At 58.2% G+C, this 14,736-nt stretch carries 9 protein-coding genes; 8 read left to right on the top strand and 1 reads right to left on the bottom strand.

The genetic code is table 11. From position 1 onward, the window contains the following. Nucleotides 1–72: 72 nt before the first annotated feature. The gene (locus CHB83_RS07610) at nt 73–1,467 is read left to right on the top strand and encodes a sensor histidine kinase (RefSeq protein WP_089332194.1); all 1,395 of its coding nucleotides are present in this window, start codon (nt 73–75) and stop codon (nt 1,465–1,467) included. Between the two features lie 157 nt (nt 1,468–1,624). Next, the gene (locus CHB83_RS07605; protein ID WP_089332193.1) at nt 1,625–3,277 is read left to right on the top strand and encodes an FAD-dependent oxidoreductase; all 1,653 of its coding nucleotides are present in this window, start codon (nt 1,625–1,627) and stop codon (nt 3,275–3,277) included. A gap of 168 nt (nt 3,278–3,445) precedes the next feature. Here CHB83_RS07605 and glgP read toward each other — a convergent pair whose 3' ends face one another. Next, nucleotides 3,446–5,098 (bottom strand): alpha-glucan family phosphorylase, encoded by a 1,653-nt coding sequence (gene glgP, locus CHB83_RS07600; RefSeq protein WP_089332192.1) that lies wholly within the window; start codon nt 5,096–5,098, stop codon nt 3,446–3,448. Nucleotides 5,099–5,478: 380 nt separating this feature from the next. On the opposite strand from glgP, the gene CHB83_RS07595 reads away from it, so the two are divergent. From CHB83_RS07595 to CHB83_RS07570, 6 genes are all read left to right on the top strand, one after another. After that, the gene (locus CHB83_RS07595) at nt 5,479–6,936 is read left to right on the top strand and encodes a hydrolase (RefSeq protein ID WP_143437038.1); all 1,458 of its coding nucleotides are present in this window, start codon (nt 5,479–5,481) and stop codon (nt 6,934–6,936) included. Between the two features lie 210 nt (nt 6,937–7,146). Further along, nucleotides 7,147–9,045, top strand: coding sequence for a glycoside hydrolase family 13 protein (locus CHB83_RS07590; protein WP_089332190.1), 1,899 nt, complete (start codon nt 7,147–7,149; stop codon nt 9,043–9,045). A gap of 91 nt (nt 9,046–9,136) precedes the next feature. Continuing rightward, entirely contained in the window at nt 9,137–9,844 is a 708-nt protein-coding gene (locus CHB83_RS07585; protein WP_045689950.1) for an SDR family oxidoreductase, read from the top strand. A gap of 107 nt (nt 9,845–9,951) precedes the next feature. Then, nucleotides 9,952–11,847 (top strand): alpha-amylase family glycosyl hydrolase, encoded by a 1,896-nt coding sequence (locus CHB83_RS07580; RefSeq protein WP_089332189.1) that lies wholly within the window; start codon nt 9,952–9,954, stop codon nt 11,845–11,847. Between the two features lie 177 nt (nt 11,848–12,024). Further along, nucleotides 12,025–13,443: an MFS transporter gene (locus tag CHB83_RS07575; RefSeq protein ID WP_218823166.1), complete on the top strand. Its 1,419-nt coding sequence runs from the start codon at nt 12,025–12,027 to the stop codon at nt 13,441–13,443. Between the two features lie 252 nt (nt 13,444–13,695). Further along, nucleotides 13,696–14,736, top strand: a complete 1,041-nt coding sequence (locus tag CHB83_RS07570; protein WP_179225481.1) for a glycosyltransferase — start codon at nt 13,696–13,698, stop codon at nt 14,734–14,736.

Below are 14,736 nucleotides of genomic sequence, written 5' to 3'. Positions count from 1 at the left end.
ACACTGGCCGACCTTATTCTGCTTTGCGGATGCGTGCTGCGTTTCTTTCCTGCTCCTACCTTACTTCCCGCTATGACTGCTGCCTCACTTACCCCCGAAGACCTTACCCGCCTGCCCACCTTCGCGGACTTGCCAACCGAGACCATCACGTGGCTGCTGGAACACGGCGAGCGGCGCGCCTACGCTTCCGGGGATGCGGTAGTCCAGCCCGGCGACGAGGCCGAGTACATGATGGCCGTCCTGACCGGTGGCCTGCAATTCTTTGTGGTGCGCAATGGTAATCGGGAGCCGGCCTTTCGCATTGGCGCGGGCCAGGTGAGCGGAGTACTACCGTACTCGCGGCTGCGTATCATCCAAGGCCTGAGCTTAGCTGTGGGCGAAACGGTGCTGTTTACGTTACACCGTAGCCTCTTTCCCGCCTTAGAGCACGAAAGTCCGGAGCTTGTGCAGCGCCTGGTAGGTCTTATGAGCGACCGGGCCCGCCAGGAGGCGCGCACCCAGGAGCGCGACGACAAGCTGCGCGCCTTGGGCAAGCTCTCGGCGGGGCTAGCCCACGAGCTAAACAACCCCGCCGCCGCCATTATGCGGGCCGCCGAAGCCCTGGATGCTCGCCTACGGGCCAAGCCCGCCCAACTAATTGCCTTATTGAAGCACTGCCCCGATCCGACGGCCCTGGAAATGCTGGCTACGTTGGCTAGTGCACTTCCGCCCTCACTGCCCCAACGCACATCCCTGGAACGCGCTGACGTGGAGGACGAGCTAGCAGACTGGCTAGAAACCCAGCAAGTGCCGGATGCCTACCTACTAGCGGCGGGCTTACTAGATGCCGGCCTTACCCACACCGAGCTGCAACCCGTAGTGGCAGCCTTACCAGCTCCCTCACGCGCCACGGCATTAGCCTGGCTGGAAGGGCAGCTGACCACTTTGCGCCTAATGCACGACGTGCAGGAAGCGGGCAGCCGCATTACTACCCTCGTCAGCAACGTGAAGATTTACAGCCACATGGACCGCGGCACCGACTTTGCCACCCTGGATGTGCACGCCGGCCTCGACAGTACCGTGAACATCCTGGGCTACTGCATGCGCGAGGAGAAAGTGACGCTTGTGCGCGACTACGCCCCCAGCCTGCCTCCCATAGTAGGGCAGGTAAGCAGCCTTAACCAAGTATGGACAAATCTGATTGACAACGCCATTGATGCGCTGCCGCCCGGCGGAGAAATCACGTTGCGCACCCGTCCAGACGGCGACTTTGTGCGGGTGTGGGTAATTGACAACGGACCGGGTATTCCGCCGGAAGTACTCCCGCGCATCATGGAGCCCTTTTTCACTACCAAGCCCGCCGGCGAGGGTAGTGGCCTGGGACTAGACATTGCCCTGCGCATTGTGGAGCAGCACGGCGGCCGGCTAGAGGTAGAATCGGAGCCGGGCCGCACGGCGTTTTGCGTGTGGCTACCCCTGAAAAAGTAGCGTTAGATTGCATAGATACCAGCATAAATAGGATGAAAGTGTAGCTTCGCTGGTAGCTTTCTCCCGTCAGCCCGGCAATGCACTTACTCGTTGCTGCTTTCCTAGGTTCCCTGCTACGGTCTGGCTTTCGGCTAGGCCTCTTCCTCTTGCCTCTGCTATGAAAAAACCTGTCCTGCTTGCCGTTGATGATGACCCGCAGGTGCTAAATGCCATTGAGCGGGACCTTCGCCAAGAATTTCGGCGCGACTACCGGGTATTACGCGCCGCTTCCGGCGAGGAAGCCCTGGCTACCCTGCAAGAGCTTCAGCAACGAGATGAGCCGCTGGCCCTCGTGCTAGCCGACCAGCGCATGCCTGGCTTGCAGGGAGTGGAACTGCTGGAGCAAACCCGTCAGCTGTTCCCCGACGCTAAGCGCGTGCTCCTGACGGCCTACGCCGATACGGAGGCGGCCATTCGCGCCATTAACCAAGCTCGCCTCGACTACTACTTGATGAAGCCCTGGGACCCACCCCAGGAGCTGCTCTACCCAACCCTTCACGACTTGCTCACTGCCTGGCAAGTCAGCTACAAACCGCGGTTTCAGGGCGTCCGCCTCATTGGGTTCCAATGGTCGCCGCTGTCCCACGAGCTCAAGGACTTCCTGGCCGGCTATCTGGTAGCCTACCAGTGGCTTGACTTCGAAACCAACCCCGATGCCCAGCTACTGCTTGTTCGGAGCGGCTACACGGCGGCCGATTTGCCGGTGGTGATTTTTGAGGATAACACCGCCTTGGCTAACCCTACCCGCACCGACATTGCCGGCCGGCTAGGTCTCGCCCAAACGGCCTCCCAAGACCTGTACGACGTGGTGGTGATAGGAGCGGGGCCGGCGGGGCTGGCATCGGCCGTGTACGGCGCCTCAGAAGGGTTGCGCACGCTAGTAATCGAGCGCCAAGCCCCGGGTGGGCAAGCGGGCACCAGTTCCCGAATTGAAAACTACTTGGGCTTCCCCACGGGCCTCAGCGGTAGCGAGCTGGCGCACCGAGCCTGGATGCAAGCCATTCGCTTGGGCGCTGAAATCTTGGCCCCCCAGGAGGTTACGGAGCTATGCGTACAAGATGGCTACAAGGCACTGACACTCAGTAACGGTAGCGAAATAAGAACGCGCGCTGTCGTGATGACTACCGGCGTCAGCTACCGCACGCTGGAAGTACCAGGCATTCATGAGCTTACAGGAGCCGGTGTGTACTACGGCGCTGCCCGCACGGAGGCCCGCACCTGTGAGCAGCAGGATGTATACATCGTAGGCGGAGGCAACTCGGCGGGGCAGGCAGCCATGTACCTGGCTACTTACGCCCGCCGCGTGTTTATCCTCATCCGGGGCGAGTCGTTGGCCGCCTCTATGTCGGCGTATCTGATTGAGCAGCTGAACCAAACTCCTAACGTCGAGATACTACCGTACTCGCAGGTAGTAGGCGTGCGCGGGCAGGACCACCTGGAAGAAGTTGTGCTGAATAACAATGGGACCGAGGAAGTCCGTCCGGCGCGGGCACTGTTCATCTTTATCGGGGCCAAGCCTAGCACCGAGTGGGTGTGCAAAACGGTGGTGTGCGACCATAAAGGCTACCTCCTTACCGGCCGCGACTTAGTAACGGACCCGCGCTACGCCGAGGCCTGGAAGCATAACCGGGAGCCTTACCTGTTGGAAACCTGCGTACCCGGCGTATTTGCCGCCGGCGACAGCCGGGCCGGGGCTATGGCCCGCGTGGCCTCTGCCGTGGGCGAGGGCAGCATGGCCATTAAGTTCGTGCACCAGTACTTGGATGAGTAGGAGGTAGGGAAGCCGGTAATGGATGGGTTTGCCTATCTCCAGAACGTCATGCTCAGTATGACGACCAAGGCTTTTTTAAACACATAAAAGCCCGTCATTCTCGGCAAAGCTTAGAATGACGGGCTTTTTGGATGGACTGGAAAGTGGCCTAGGTCACCCCATCAATTACTACTTAGCGTTGTACATGCGCTCGTAGTACTCGGTAGCCATGCGGTGCGACTCGAACTCGGGTTCTACCTCACGCATGGCAGTTTTGGTCATTTCCAGGAACTTAGCGGGCTGGCCGTAGTACAGCGGAATGATGTCGTTTTCAAGTACATCCAGCACGTTGGTGGCCTCAATGTCGTCCTTCACGTGGTCGGGCTGGTTGATGTCGGTATGCTCGATGATGAAGCCGTTTTCGCCGTGGCGCACAAACTCCGGAATCCAGCCGTCGGCAATGCTCAAGCTTAGGGAGGCGTTCATGGCGGCCGTCATGCCGCTGGTGCCGGAGGCTTCGCGGGGGTAGCGGGGCGTGTTCAGCCAGATATCAGAACCCTTTTTCAGCGCCGCCGACAGGGCCAGCTCGTAACCCGTTACTACCGCGCAGTTGTTCAGATTCTTCACCTTAGCAATGATGTCGTTGAACAGCCCAATAGCGCCGTAGTCCTTAGGGTAGGGCTTGCCCGCCCATATTACCTGCACGGGACGGTCGGCGTTGTTCACAATTTTCTGGAACCGCTCGAAGTGGCGCAGAATCAGGTCGGCGCGCTTGTAGCCGGCAAAGCGGCGGGCCCACACCACCGTCAGCACCTCGGGGTCGAGGAGGGTGCCGGTTTGGTCGGCCACAATCTTGAACAGCTCCTGCTTCAGCTCCTTCTTGCGGGCCAGCAGGGCGGCATCGTCGTTGGCCTTCAGGGCTGCTTGCATGGGCTTGTCGCGCCAGTAGGTACCATTCTGAGAGTTGGTGATGGCAATGATGGGGCTGATGCCCGCATTCTGGCCCCACATGTCGTTGGCTACCTCGCCGTGCACCTTCGATACGCCATTGCTGATGCGGGCAAAGCGCAGGGCCGTGAGGGTGTAGTTCAGGCGCTCATTCTCAATTAGGCCAAGGCGCTGCACTTCCTCCAGCGGCACGCTGCCAAAGAACGACATGTCGTGCAGCAGCTTTACAGGATGCTCCTCGTTGCCAGCCAGTTCGGGCGTGTGGGTTGTAAATACCAAGTGCTTCTGCACTTCCTCCAGCTTGCGACCAAACTTCTCGTAGAGGTAGAACGCCAGTGGCAGGCCGTGGCCCTCGTTGAGGTGATACACTTCCGTCTGGCGACCTAGCTCGTCGAGCAGCCGGCCACCACCCACGCCCAGTAAAATGCTCTGGGCTACGCGGGCAGCCGTGTCGGCGTCGTAGAGGTGGTGGGAGATAGTGCGCGAGATGTAGTCGTTTTCGGGAATGTCGGTGGTGAGGAAGAACATGGGCACCGTGCCGAACGTCTCGGGAGCCAGATACATCGCCTTCACCAGCACCTGGGCATTGTGAATTTCGATGGGGAACACAATGCCGGTATCCTGCAGGAAGCTATAGGGCTTGATGCGGAAGTCGGCACGCATGCTTAGGTCTTCGTTGCGGCCTTGGTCGTAGTAGCCGAACGTCCAGAGAATGCCAATGCCCACTAGGTTTTGCTTCAGCTCGTAGGCTGAGCGCATGTGGGAGCCCGCCAGGAAGCCCAGGCCACCGGAGTACGTTTTCAGCGCCTGATCCAGCGCAAATTCCATTGAAAAGTAAGCCGCCGGCGTGGTGAACTCGGGGGCGGGGGTGTACATCTGAAAGTCAAATGCCATGTGAGCGAAGTGGATCTGGTGAGAGAAGAAGCGGCTAGGCCGCGCGGTTGAACCCAAGTACGGATTCAGACCCAAAAAAAGCGGAAAACTGCGGACCGCTCAGGTCCTGCCTAGCTCAGACCGCTAAAATGCAAACCTGCCATTAAGAAAAGGCAAACCAGCACCATTTGATAGGTACTACCCACAAAGGGCAACAGCTGCTTGCTACCAAGCCTGCGCTGGGCAAAATACAACCGAATTACTATACTAACTATTTCATATACTGTTACTTTAATAATAATTCTATAATACTGAAAGTTACTGCTGAGCCTTTCGGTCTGGTAATTTCGCTGCTTAAACCCTCTTCTAACCTTTCCATTTTCACAACCAAACCCTACTCCATGAACCGTTCTTTGTGCTGGCTTACGGCCTCCATGCTAAGTTTCGCTGCCCTGTCGTGCGCTAAGCAGGACTTGCAGCCTGCCACTCCCGCCATTACTGCATCGGCTACCACCGACGTGAGCAGCGCAGGCTTCCCCGAAGGCTTTGAAAACGGTACCAAAACGGCCTATACCACGGGTTCCGTCACGCTCGGCTCCGGCTCCTGGACCCTCAACGATGCCCTACTCGGCAATACTACCGCCGACCCGAAAACTGGTAGCCAGTCGGTGCGGGTGCGCAATACGGGTAGCATTACCATGAACTTCAATGCCACTACTGGCGCGGGTATTGTAACGGTGCAGCACGCCCTGTATGGCACCGATGCCAGCTCGCAGTGGGAGCTGTGGGTAAGCCAGAACAGTGGCAGCACCTACGTCAAAGTGGGCAGCACCATCACCACAAGCAGTGCCAGCCTCAGCACCGCCTCATTTAGCGTGAACCTGAGCGGCAGTGTTCGTTTGCAGATTCGTAAAATCTCGGGTGGCACCAACCGGATCAACATCGACAACGTGACGATGGAGCAGTACGGCAGCACCGACGGCGGTGGTACTACGCCCCCGCCCACCACGGGAGGCAAGAAGTTTCTCTTTGATGGCTCGCACGGAGAACTGGCCGGCAACGCCGACTGGGTACTGGACGTGAACAGCGGCATTGCCTCGCGCTACCCCTCGCCGGCCCAGAGCGGCATCACCAGCACTACCGCCGAAACGTATTGGACCGGCGCTATTTCGGCCTGGGGTGTGGCCCTAGCCAAGCAAGGCCACACGGTAGAGCAGCTACCCGCAGGTACGGCCATTAGCTACGGCAACACTGCCAACGCCCAGGACCTGAGCAACTACAGCGTATTCGTGATTGATGAGCCCAACGTGGTGTTCACGGCGGCTGAGAAAACGGCCATTCTCACCTTCGTGAAAAACGGCGGCGGCCTGTTCATGATTTCCGACCACGACGTATCGGACCGCAACAACGACGGCTGGGACTCGCCAGCTATCTGGAACGACCTGATGCGAAACAACTCCGTGCAAGCCAACCCCTTCGGCTTCTCGGTGAACCTGGACAACATTGTGGAGAACAGCTCCAACGTGCTGGCTAGCACTACCAACCCCATCTTACGCGGCTCTCAGGGCACTGTGTCCCAGCTGTCTTTCCACAACGGGGCTACCATGACGCTGAACCCTACCACCAACAGCACGGTGCAAGGCCTTATCTGGCGGAGCTCGGCCACGCAAGGCAACAACAGCGTGATGGCCGCCAGCTGCACCTTTGGCACGGGCCGGGTGGTTATCATCGGCGACTCTTCCCCCGCCGACGACGGCACCGGCTCGCCCGGCAACACCGTATACGACGGCTGGAATGAGAACCTGAGCCACGCCCGCCTGCACCTCAATGCCTCACTCTGGCTAGCTAAGCTCCAGTAATTTCGTCTGTGTCGTTCTACTCTGGGAAGCCCCGTTGTCTGCTGAGCAGATGGCGGGGCTTCTGCCTGTTTTGATGGTGCACGTACGGGCTACTCGTCAACTAACCACCGACACTAGTTAACAGAACACCACTGTGGGGCATTTTGGGTAGATTACAACAGCCCGTTACCGCCGTACCTTGGCAGTCCTAATCCGAATTCCCACTACGCCATGTCTTCTTCCCGCATTTTGCCCCTATTGGCTGGCGCCCTGTTGGCGGCCGCAGCACCTTCTCTTGCAGTTGCCGCTCCGGCTCCCAGCGCGCCCCTAGCGGTGGCCAAAGCCGCCAGCACCACGCGCATCGACCCTACGTTTTGGTGGGTAGGCATGAAAAACCCCAAGCTGCAACTGCTGGTGCACAGCCCCGGCATTGCCGACAGCAAGCTAACGATGGCGGCCTACCCCGGCGTAACGCTGGAAGGCACTCAGAAGCTAGAGAGCCCTAACTACCTGCTCGTAAACCTCACCATTGCCCCCGATGCCAAGCCAGGCAAGCTGAAACTGAACTTCACGGGTGGCAAAACCAAGCTGAAGTACGACTACGAGCTGCGCGCCCGCAACACCACCGACAAAAGCCGGGTGCAGGGCATCAACAGCTCCGACTTCATTTACTTCCTGATGCCGGACCGCTTTGCCAACGGTGACACGAAGAACGACGTGGTGAAAACCATGCGCGCCCGCACCGTAGCCCGCGACTCCATGTATTCCCGCCACGGCGGCGACTACAAAGGCATTGAGCAGCATTTCGACTACCTAAAGTCGATGGGCGTAACGGCCATTTGGCCCACGCCAGTGGTGGAAAACGACATGCCCAAGGCCAGCTACCACGGTTACGCCGTAACGGACTACTACAACTCAGACCCGCGCTACGGCACCACCGAGGAGTACGCCCAGTTTGTGCAGAAAGCTCACCAGAACGGCCTCAAGGTGATTCACGATGTGGTACTCAACCACATGGGTAGCTACAACTATCTGTTTCTCGACCAGCCTGCCAAGGACTGGATCAACCAGTGGCCCAACTTTACGCGCAGCAACTACAACTCCTCGGCCCTCAACGACCCCTACGGCTCCAAGCTCGACCGGGACTTGTACAACAAAGGCTGGTTTGACACGACCATGCCCGATGTAAACCAGAGCAACCCACTGGTAGCTACTTACATCATCCAGAACTTCATCTGGTGGGTTGAATACACTGGCCTCGACGGCTACCGCATCGACACCTACCCGTATTCCGACCCTAAGTTCCTGATGGATTGGGGCAAAGCGCTGCTGGATGAGTACCCCCAGTTGGGCATGTTCGGCGAGGCCTGGGTAGGGAGTACCGCGCAGCAAGCTTTCTTCGCCCGCAACATTTTGCCGCCCGTGGATGGCTTCAAGAGCAACCTGCCCGGCGTGCTCGATTTCCAGTCGAACTACGCTATTCAGGATGCCTTGAAAGAGCAGGCCAACGTAACCAAGCTCTACGAAGCCTTACAAGGCGACTGGCTGTACGAGGACGCCACCCGCAACGTGGTATTCATGGATAACCACGACATGAGCCGGGTATACTCGGTGATTGGGGAAAGCCTGCCCCGCCTGAAAATGGGCTTTGCTTGGCTACTGACCACCCGCGGCATTCCGCAGCTCTACTACGGCACGGAGATTCTGATGAAGAACTTCTCGAACCCCGATGGCCTGGTACGCGCCGACTTCCCCGGCGGCTTTGCCGGCGACAAGCAGAACAAGTTTACGGCGGCCGGCCGCACGCTCCAGGAAAATGAGGCCTTCACCTACGTAAGCAAGCTGGGCACCTACCGCAAGGCTCATCCGGTGTTGCAAACCGGTAAGCTCATGCAGTTCATCCCCCAGGATGGCGTGTACACCTACTTCCGCTACAATGACCAAGGTGAAACGGTAATGGTGATGATGAACTCCAGCAAGGATGAAAAGACGGTGGACGGGGCCCGCTTTGCCGAGCGCCTAACTGGCTTTAGCACGGGCACGGAGGTAGTATCGGGCGCGGCAATTTCCGACTTGAAGACGTTTAAAGTGCCGGGCTGGTCGGCTTTGGTAGTGGAGCTGAAGAAGTAACCGGCCTCATGGCAGCGGGAACCTGCGCCGTTCCTGCTACCTTATGCGTAGTAGTCTACCGGTTCAAATTTTCAGTGTAAGCCTCATTCTCATGAACGACTTAACCGACCAAGTAGCCATCGTCACGGGGGCCAGCCGCGGCATCGGCCGTGCCATTGCCTTGCTGCTCGCCCTACAAGGGGCCAAAGTAGTAGCCGTAGCCCGCAGCGCCGAGGAGTTGGAAGAGTTGAACGCCAAAACCCACGGCCTTGCCATTCCCGCCGACGTGTCGGCCGAGGAAGATGCCCAGCATATCATCAACGAAACCCTGAGCCAGTATGGGCGCCTGGATATTCTGGTGTGTAATGCTGGCGTGGGTTCGTTCAACCTGCTCGAAAACTTTGAGGCGGCCGAGTGGGACCGAATCTTTGACATCAATGTGAAAGGCACCTTCTTGCTCTGCAAGGCGGCCGTGCCCCACTTCAAGGCCCAGGGCCGCGGCCACATCGTCGGCATTGCCTCCGACGTAGCCAAGCGCACCTTTGAGCATGGCACCGTGTACGGAGCCAGTAAGTACGCGCAGGATGCAATGCTTGGCTCCTTGCGCAAAGAGCTGCGCCCCCATGGCGTGAAGGTAAGCACCATTTACCCTGGCCTGGTAGACACCTACTTCAACGACTCGAAGCCCGGTGCCGCCGACTCCGAAAAAACCCACCTGCGGCCCTCCGACATTGCCCAGGCAGTACGCTACATACTAGAGGCTCCGCCCCACGTGGTAGTGGACGAGCTAATGATTCATCCCATGACCCAGGAGTGGTAGTGCCCTGGTGAAACAAGAGGCTTGTTGGTCTGGCGGCGCAGTTTGCACGCTTGGGCTGGCAAGCCTCTTGTTTCACTAGGGCACAACTTCCCCGGCATTTCCACTGTATGAAACACTTCTTCTTTCCGGCAGCGCTGGTAGCGTGGGGGCTAGGTGGCTGCACGGCCTCACAGCCAACGGCTACTACTTCCTCAGCTACTTCGGCTGCCGTATCTACCACCGCACCGCCCGCGCCGGCGGCGCCAAGTGCTTCTGCCGTGTCTGCTACCGACTCGAACACCACTGACGAACAGCCCCAGGACCACAAGCTGGTAATCTACCAGATGATGACGCGCCTGTTTGGCAACAAAACGGCCGCGAACAAGCATTATGGCACCCTGCAAGAAAACGGGGTGGGCAAGTTCAACGACATCAACAACACTGCTTTGCAGGCCATCAAGAAGATGGGGGTAAGCCATGTGTGGTACACCGGCGTGCTGGAGCACGCTACCATGACGGACTACACCAAGTATGGCATTCTGCTAGACGATGCCGATGTGGTGAAAGGCCGCGCTGGCTCGCCCTACGCAGTGAAGGACTACTACGACGTGGACCCCGACCTGGCCGTGAACGTGAAAACGCGCATGCAGGAGTTTGAGGCCTTGGTGAAGCGCACCCACGACAACGACCTTAAGGTTCTCATCGACTTCATTCCCAACCACGTCGCCCGCACATACAAGTCGGATGCGCACCCGTCGGGCGTGGTAGACCTGGGCGCCCAGGACGACAAGACCAAGGCCTTTGTGCCTAACAATAACTTCTACTACCTGCCCGGACAGTCATTTGTGGTGCCAGCTGGCTACCAGCCGCTGGGGCCGCTAAAAGGGCCGCGGGAGGATGGTAAGTTTCAGGAAGTGCCCGCCAAGGCTACCGGCAACGACGTATTCTCGGCCACGCCCAGCGTGGATGACTGGTTTGAGACCATTAAGCTCAATTACGGCGTCGATTACCAGAACGGGCGGCAGCAGCACTTCTCGCCCATTCCCGACACGTGGCTGAAGATGCGCGACATCCTTATCTTCTGGACCAAAAAGGACGTGGACGGCTTCCGCTGCGACATGGCCGAAATGGTGCCCGTAGAGTTTTGGGCCTGGGTGATTCCGGAGCTGAAAAAGGTGAAGCCTAGCCTGGTCTTCATCGGCGAAGCTTACGACGCTAAAACCTACAAAATGTACATTGAGCGGGGCCACTTCGACTACCTCTACGACAAGGTAGGCCTCTATGATGGGTTGCGCCGCCTCATGCGGGGCGAAGGCAACACTGAAGAAATTACCCGGGTATGGCGGGAGGAAAGCCGGGGCTTCTCAGGCCACATGCTGCGCTTTCTGGAAAACCATGATGAGCAACGCATTGTGAGTAAGGAGTTTGCGGGCAACCCTCGCGCTGCTATTCCAGCCATGACGGTATCGGCCACCTTGGGCACGGGCCCGGTGATGCTGTACTTTGGGCAGCACGTAGGCGAGCCCGCCCTGGGCTCGGAGGGCTTCTCGGGTGCCGATGGTCGCACTACCATTTTCGACTACTGGGGCGTGCCGGAGCACCAGAAATGGATGAACGGCGGCAAGTTTGATGGAGGCCGCCTCAGCGACGACCAGAAACGCCTTCACGACTTCTATACTCGCCTGCTTACTCTATCGGCCAGCAGCAACGCCATCAGGCAGGGCCAGTTCTATGAGCTGCAAGACGCCAACAACCTGGGCCAGGAGTACAATAAGCGGGAGGTGTATACCTACGTGCGCTACACGGACAAGCAGCGCCTACTGATAGTGGCCAACTTTAGTCTCAACCAAACCTACCGCCCTACCTTGGTTATTCCGCGTGAGGTGCAGCAGCGTATGGGCCTCAACCCCGAGCACGCCCATACCTACACCGATCTGCTAAACCAAGCGCCGGCGGTAGAGTCTCTCCGCCTGACGTTGGCGCCGCAAAGTGCCTACATTTTCGAAATCAACGAAAAGAAGTGAGGTGAGCCAAAACGGCACGGTTCTGCTAGGTAGGGCCGAAGCAGCGGGCTGGCCTTACCCAGGTACCCTGGGCTGGCTAATAGGCAAGCTGCTTTGGCCCACTTGCAGAACCTTCTGTTTTATTTCAGTATCTCGTCTCCTTCTTACCTCTCACCTCTCTAATTCCCACCACACCCCATGGCAATCAGTGCAGCGGCGGCTCCCACTAGCGCCCGCGAAAAACCCCGCCTGAGTTTCTGGCAGATCTGGAACATGAGCTTTGGCTTCCTGGGCATCCAGTGCGGCTTTGCGCTCCAGAACGCCAACATGAGCCGCATCTTTGAAACGATGGGCGCCAACCCCGATGACTTGGCTTTCTTGTGGCTAGCGGCACCCATTACGGGTCTGCTGGTGCAGCCCGTTATCGGCTACATGTCGGACCGCACATGGAGCCCCCAGTGGGGCCGTCGTCGGCCGTATTTTATGGTGGGTGCCATTCTAGCGTCGCTGTCGCTGCTGGTAATGCCCAACGTGTCGGCCCTGTGGATGGCGGCGGGCATGCTGTGGGTAATGGACTCCAGCATCAACATCAGCATGGAGCCTTTCCGGGCGCTGGTGGGCGACTTGCTACCTTCCAAGCAGCGCACGGCCGGCTTTGCCTTCCAGACCTTTCTTATTGGCCTGGGCTCCATTGTGGGCTCCTCGCTGCCCTGGGTACTGACGCACTGGTTTAATATTTCCAACCAGCCGGAGCCCGGCCATATTGCTCCTTCTCTGAAGTATGCCTTCTACGCGGGCGGTCTGCTGTTCCTGCTGTCGGTGCTCTGGACGGTGTTCAATACCAAAGAATACCCACCAGACAACCTCGCCGAATTTGAGGAGGAAAAGCGCCGCACCGCTGGTTTGGCTAACGGCTTCCGTGAGTCTTTTATGGGTATTTTCCACATGCCCCGCACCATGAAGCAGCTGGCGCTGGTGCAGTTCTTCACGTGGTTTGGCCTCTACGCCATGTGGATTTATACCACCCCGGCTGTTACCAGCCACATCTACCACACCACCGATACTACCTCCAAACTCTACAACGAGGGTGCCGACTGGGTAGGTGTGTGCTTCTCGGTATACGGGGGCGTATCGGCCATTTTTGCGCTGCTGTTGCCTTTGGTAGCCAATGCTACCAGCCGCCGCTTCACGCACTTAGTATGCTTAGTAGCAGGCGGCCTCGGCTTGGTTTCGATTTTCTTCATCCAGAATCCTAACCTGCTCATTCTGTCCATGATTGGCGTAGGTATTGGCTGGGCCAGCATCTTGTCAATGCCTTATGCTATGCTGGCGGGTGCTTTGCCGGCCAACCGCATGGGGTACTACATGGGTGTGTTTAACTTCTTCATTGTAATTCCGCAGAGCATTGCGGGAGTAGTGCTAGGTCCCATCACCAAGCACTTGTTTCACGACCAAACTATCTATACCATCGTTCTGGGCGGCGCATCACTGGTTATTGCCGGTCTGCTTTCCTTACGCGTCGAAGACGCCGATGATGAGCGCGAGTTGGAGGCTGAACCCGTTACGCTACCCGCCGCTGCCTACGACGCTCCGGTAGAAACCGATCCTCGGCTGTAACCGGCAGCCTTCGTACTAGGCTAAGCGCCTCTTTCTCTTGCAGAAGGAGGCGCTTCTTTTTTGGGTGGCCTCCGCATTTATACGGACGGCGGCTATGTAAAATCAGCATTTACCAGGCAACGCGGAGCTATCAGTTGGCCGTATGCCTGGAAGTAAAGGCCTCAATTAAGTAGTACCTCTATAGCGAAGGCGTGTATGGTGTTTCCGGCGGTTTTCTTTGGCCTGTTTTTCAGTGTGTTTATAGTGGTGCTTGTGCTAGCACTGTGGCCTCGCCGGAAGCTAGTAGATGTGGGAGCCCGGCCCCGCGTAAGCATCTTAATTGCAGCTCGCAACGAGGAAGCTACAATTGAGCGTTGCCTCACGGCCTTATCGCGCCTCAATTACCCGCCGGAGCAACTGGAAATACTGATTGGGGATGATGCCTCTACCGACAACACGGCCGCTATTGTAGCGGCTTTCATTGCCAACAAACCTCAGTTTCGGCTGCTGTCTATCCGGCAGCGCCTAGGCACGGCTCGCGGCAAAAGCAACGCTCTAGCCCACTTGTGCCGGGCTGCTACCACCGACCACCTGCTGTTTACAGATGCCGATATGGCAATGCACCCCGACTGGGTGCAAACCATGCTAGCAGCAGCCCCAGCCGGGGTAGGTATCGTGACGGGTATTACAACGGCGGGCGGCCCGCTATTTGGCCGCATGCAGGGGCTCGACTGGCTGTTCGGCTTGAACATCATCCGCGTACTCTCCGACCGGGGCCTACCCATTACTGCGGTGGGCAACAATATGCTAGTAACCCGCGCCGCTTACGAGTCTATTGGTGGCTACGAGGCCCTAGCGTTTAGCATCACGGAGGATTTGCAGCTGTTTGACAAGGTAGTAGCCCAGGGCTGGGGATTCCGCAATATCATCCACCCAAAAGCGTTAGGCATCTCGGTACCGCAACCTACTGTGCGCCACTTGCTGCAGCAGCGTAAACGCTGGATGAAGGGTGCCACTCGCTTACCTTGGCAGCTTGGTGTATTGTTCAGTTCCTACGGGTTCTTTTACACAGTGCTGGGCTGGCCCGGCCTGCTACCCCTACCTCTTATTGGGGCGCTGTATGCGGCCAAGGTAGGGTGCCAAACGTTGTTCTTGGCTATTACGCTCCGCCAAGCCGGGCATCGGGAAAACCTGGGCGTGCTCTTGCTCTACGACGTGTATTTACTGTTCATGTCCTTGGCGGTGCTGGCTTACACGTGGTGGCCTTCGCCCATTCAGTGGAAAGAACGGCGTTACCGGTGGGCTGAGGGATAG

The sequence above is a fragment of the Hymenobacter mucosus genome (assembly GCF_900188255.1).
In the GTDB taxonomy this organism is placed as follows: Bacteria; Bacteroidota; Bacteroidia; order Cytophagales; family Hymenobacteraceae; genus Hymenobacter; species Hymenobacter mucosus.
This window is presented reverse-complemented; position numbering and strand designations above follow the sequence as displayed.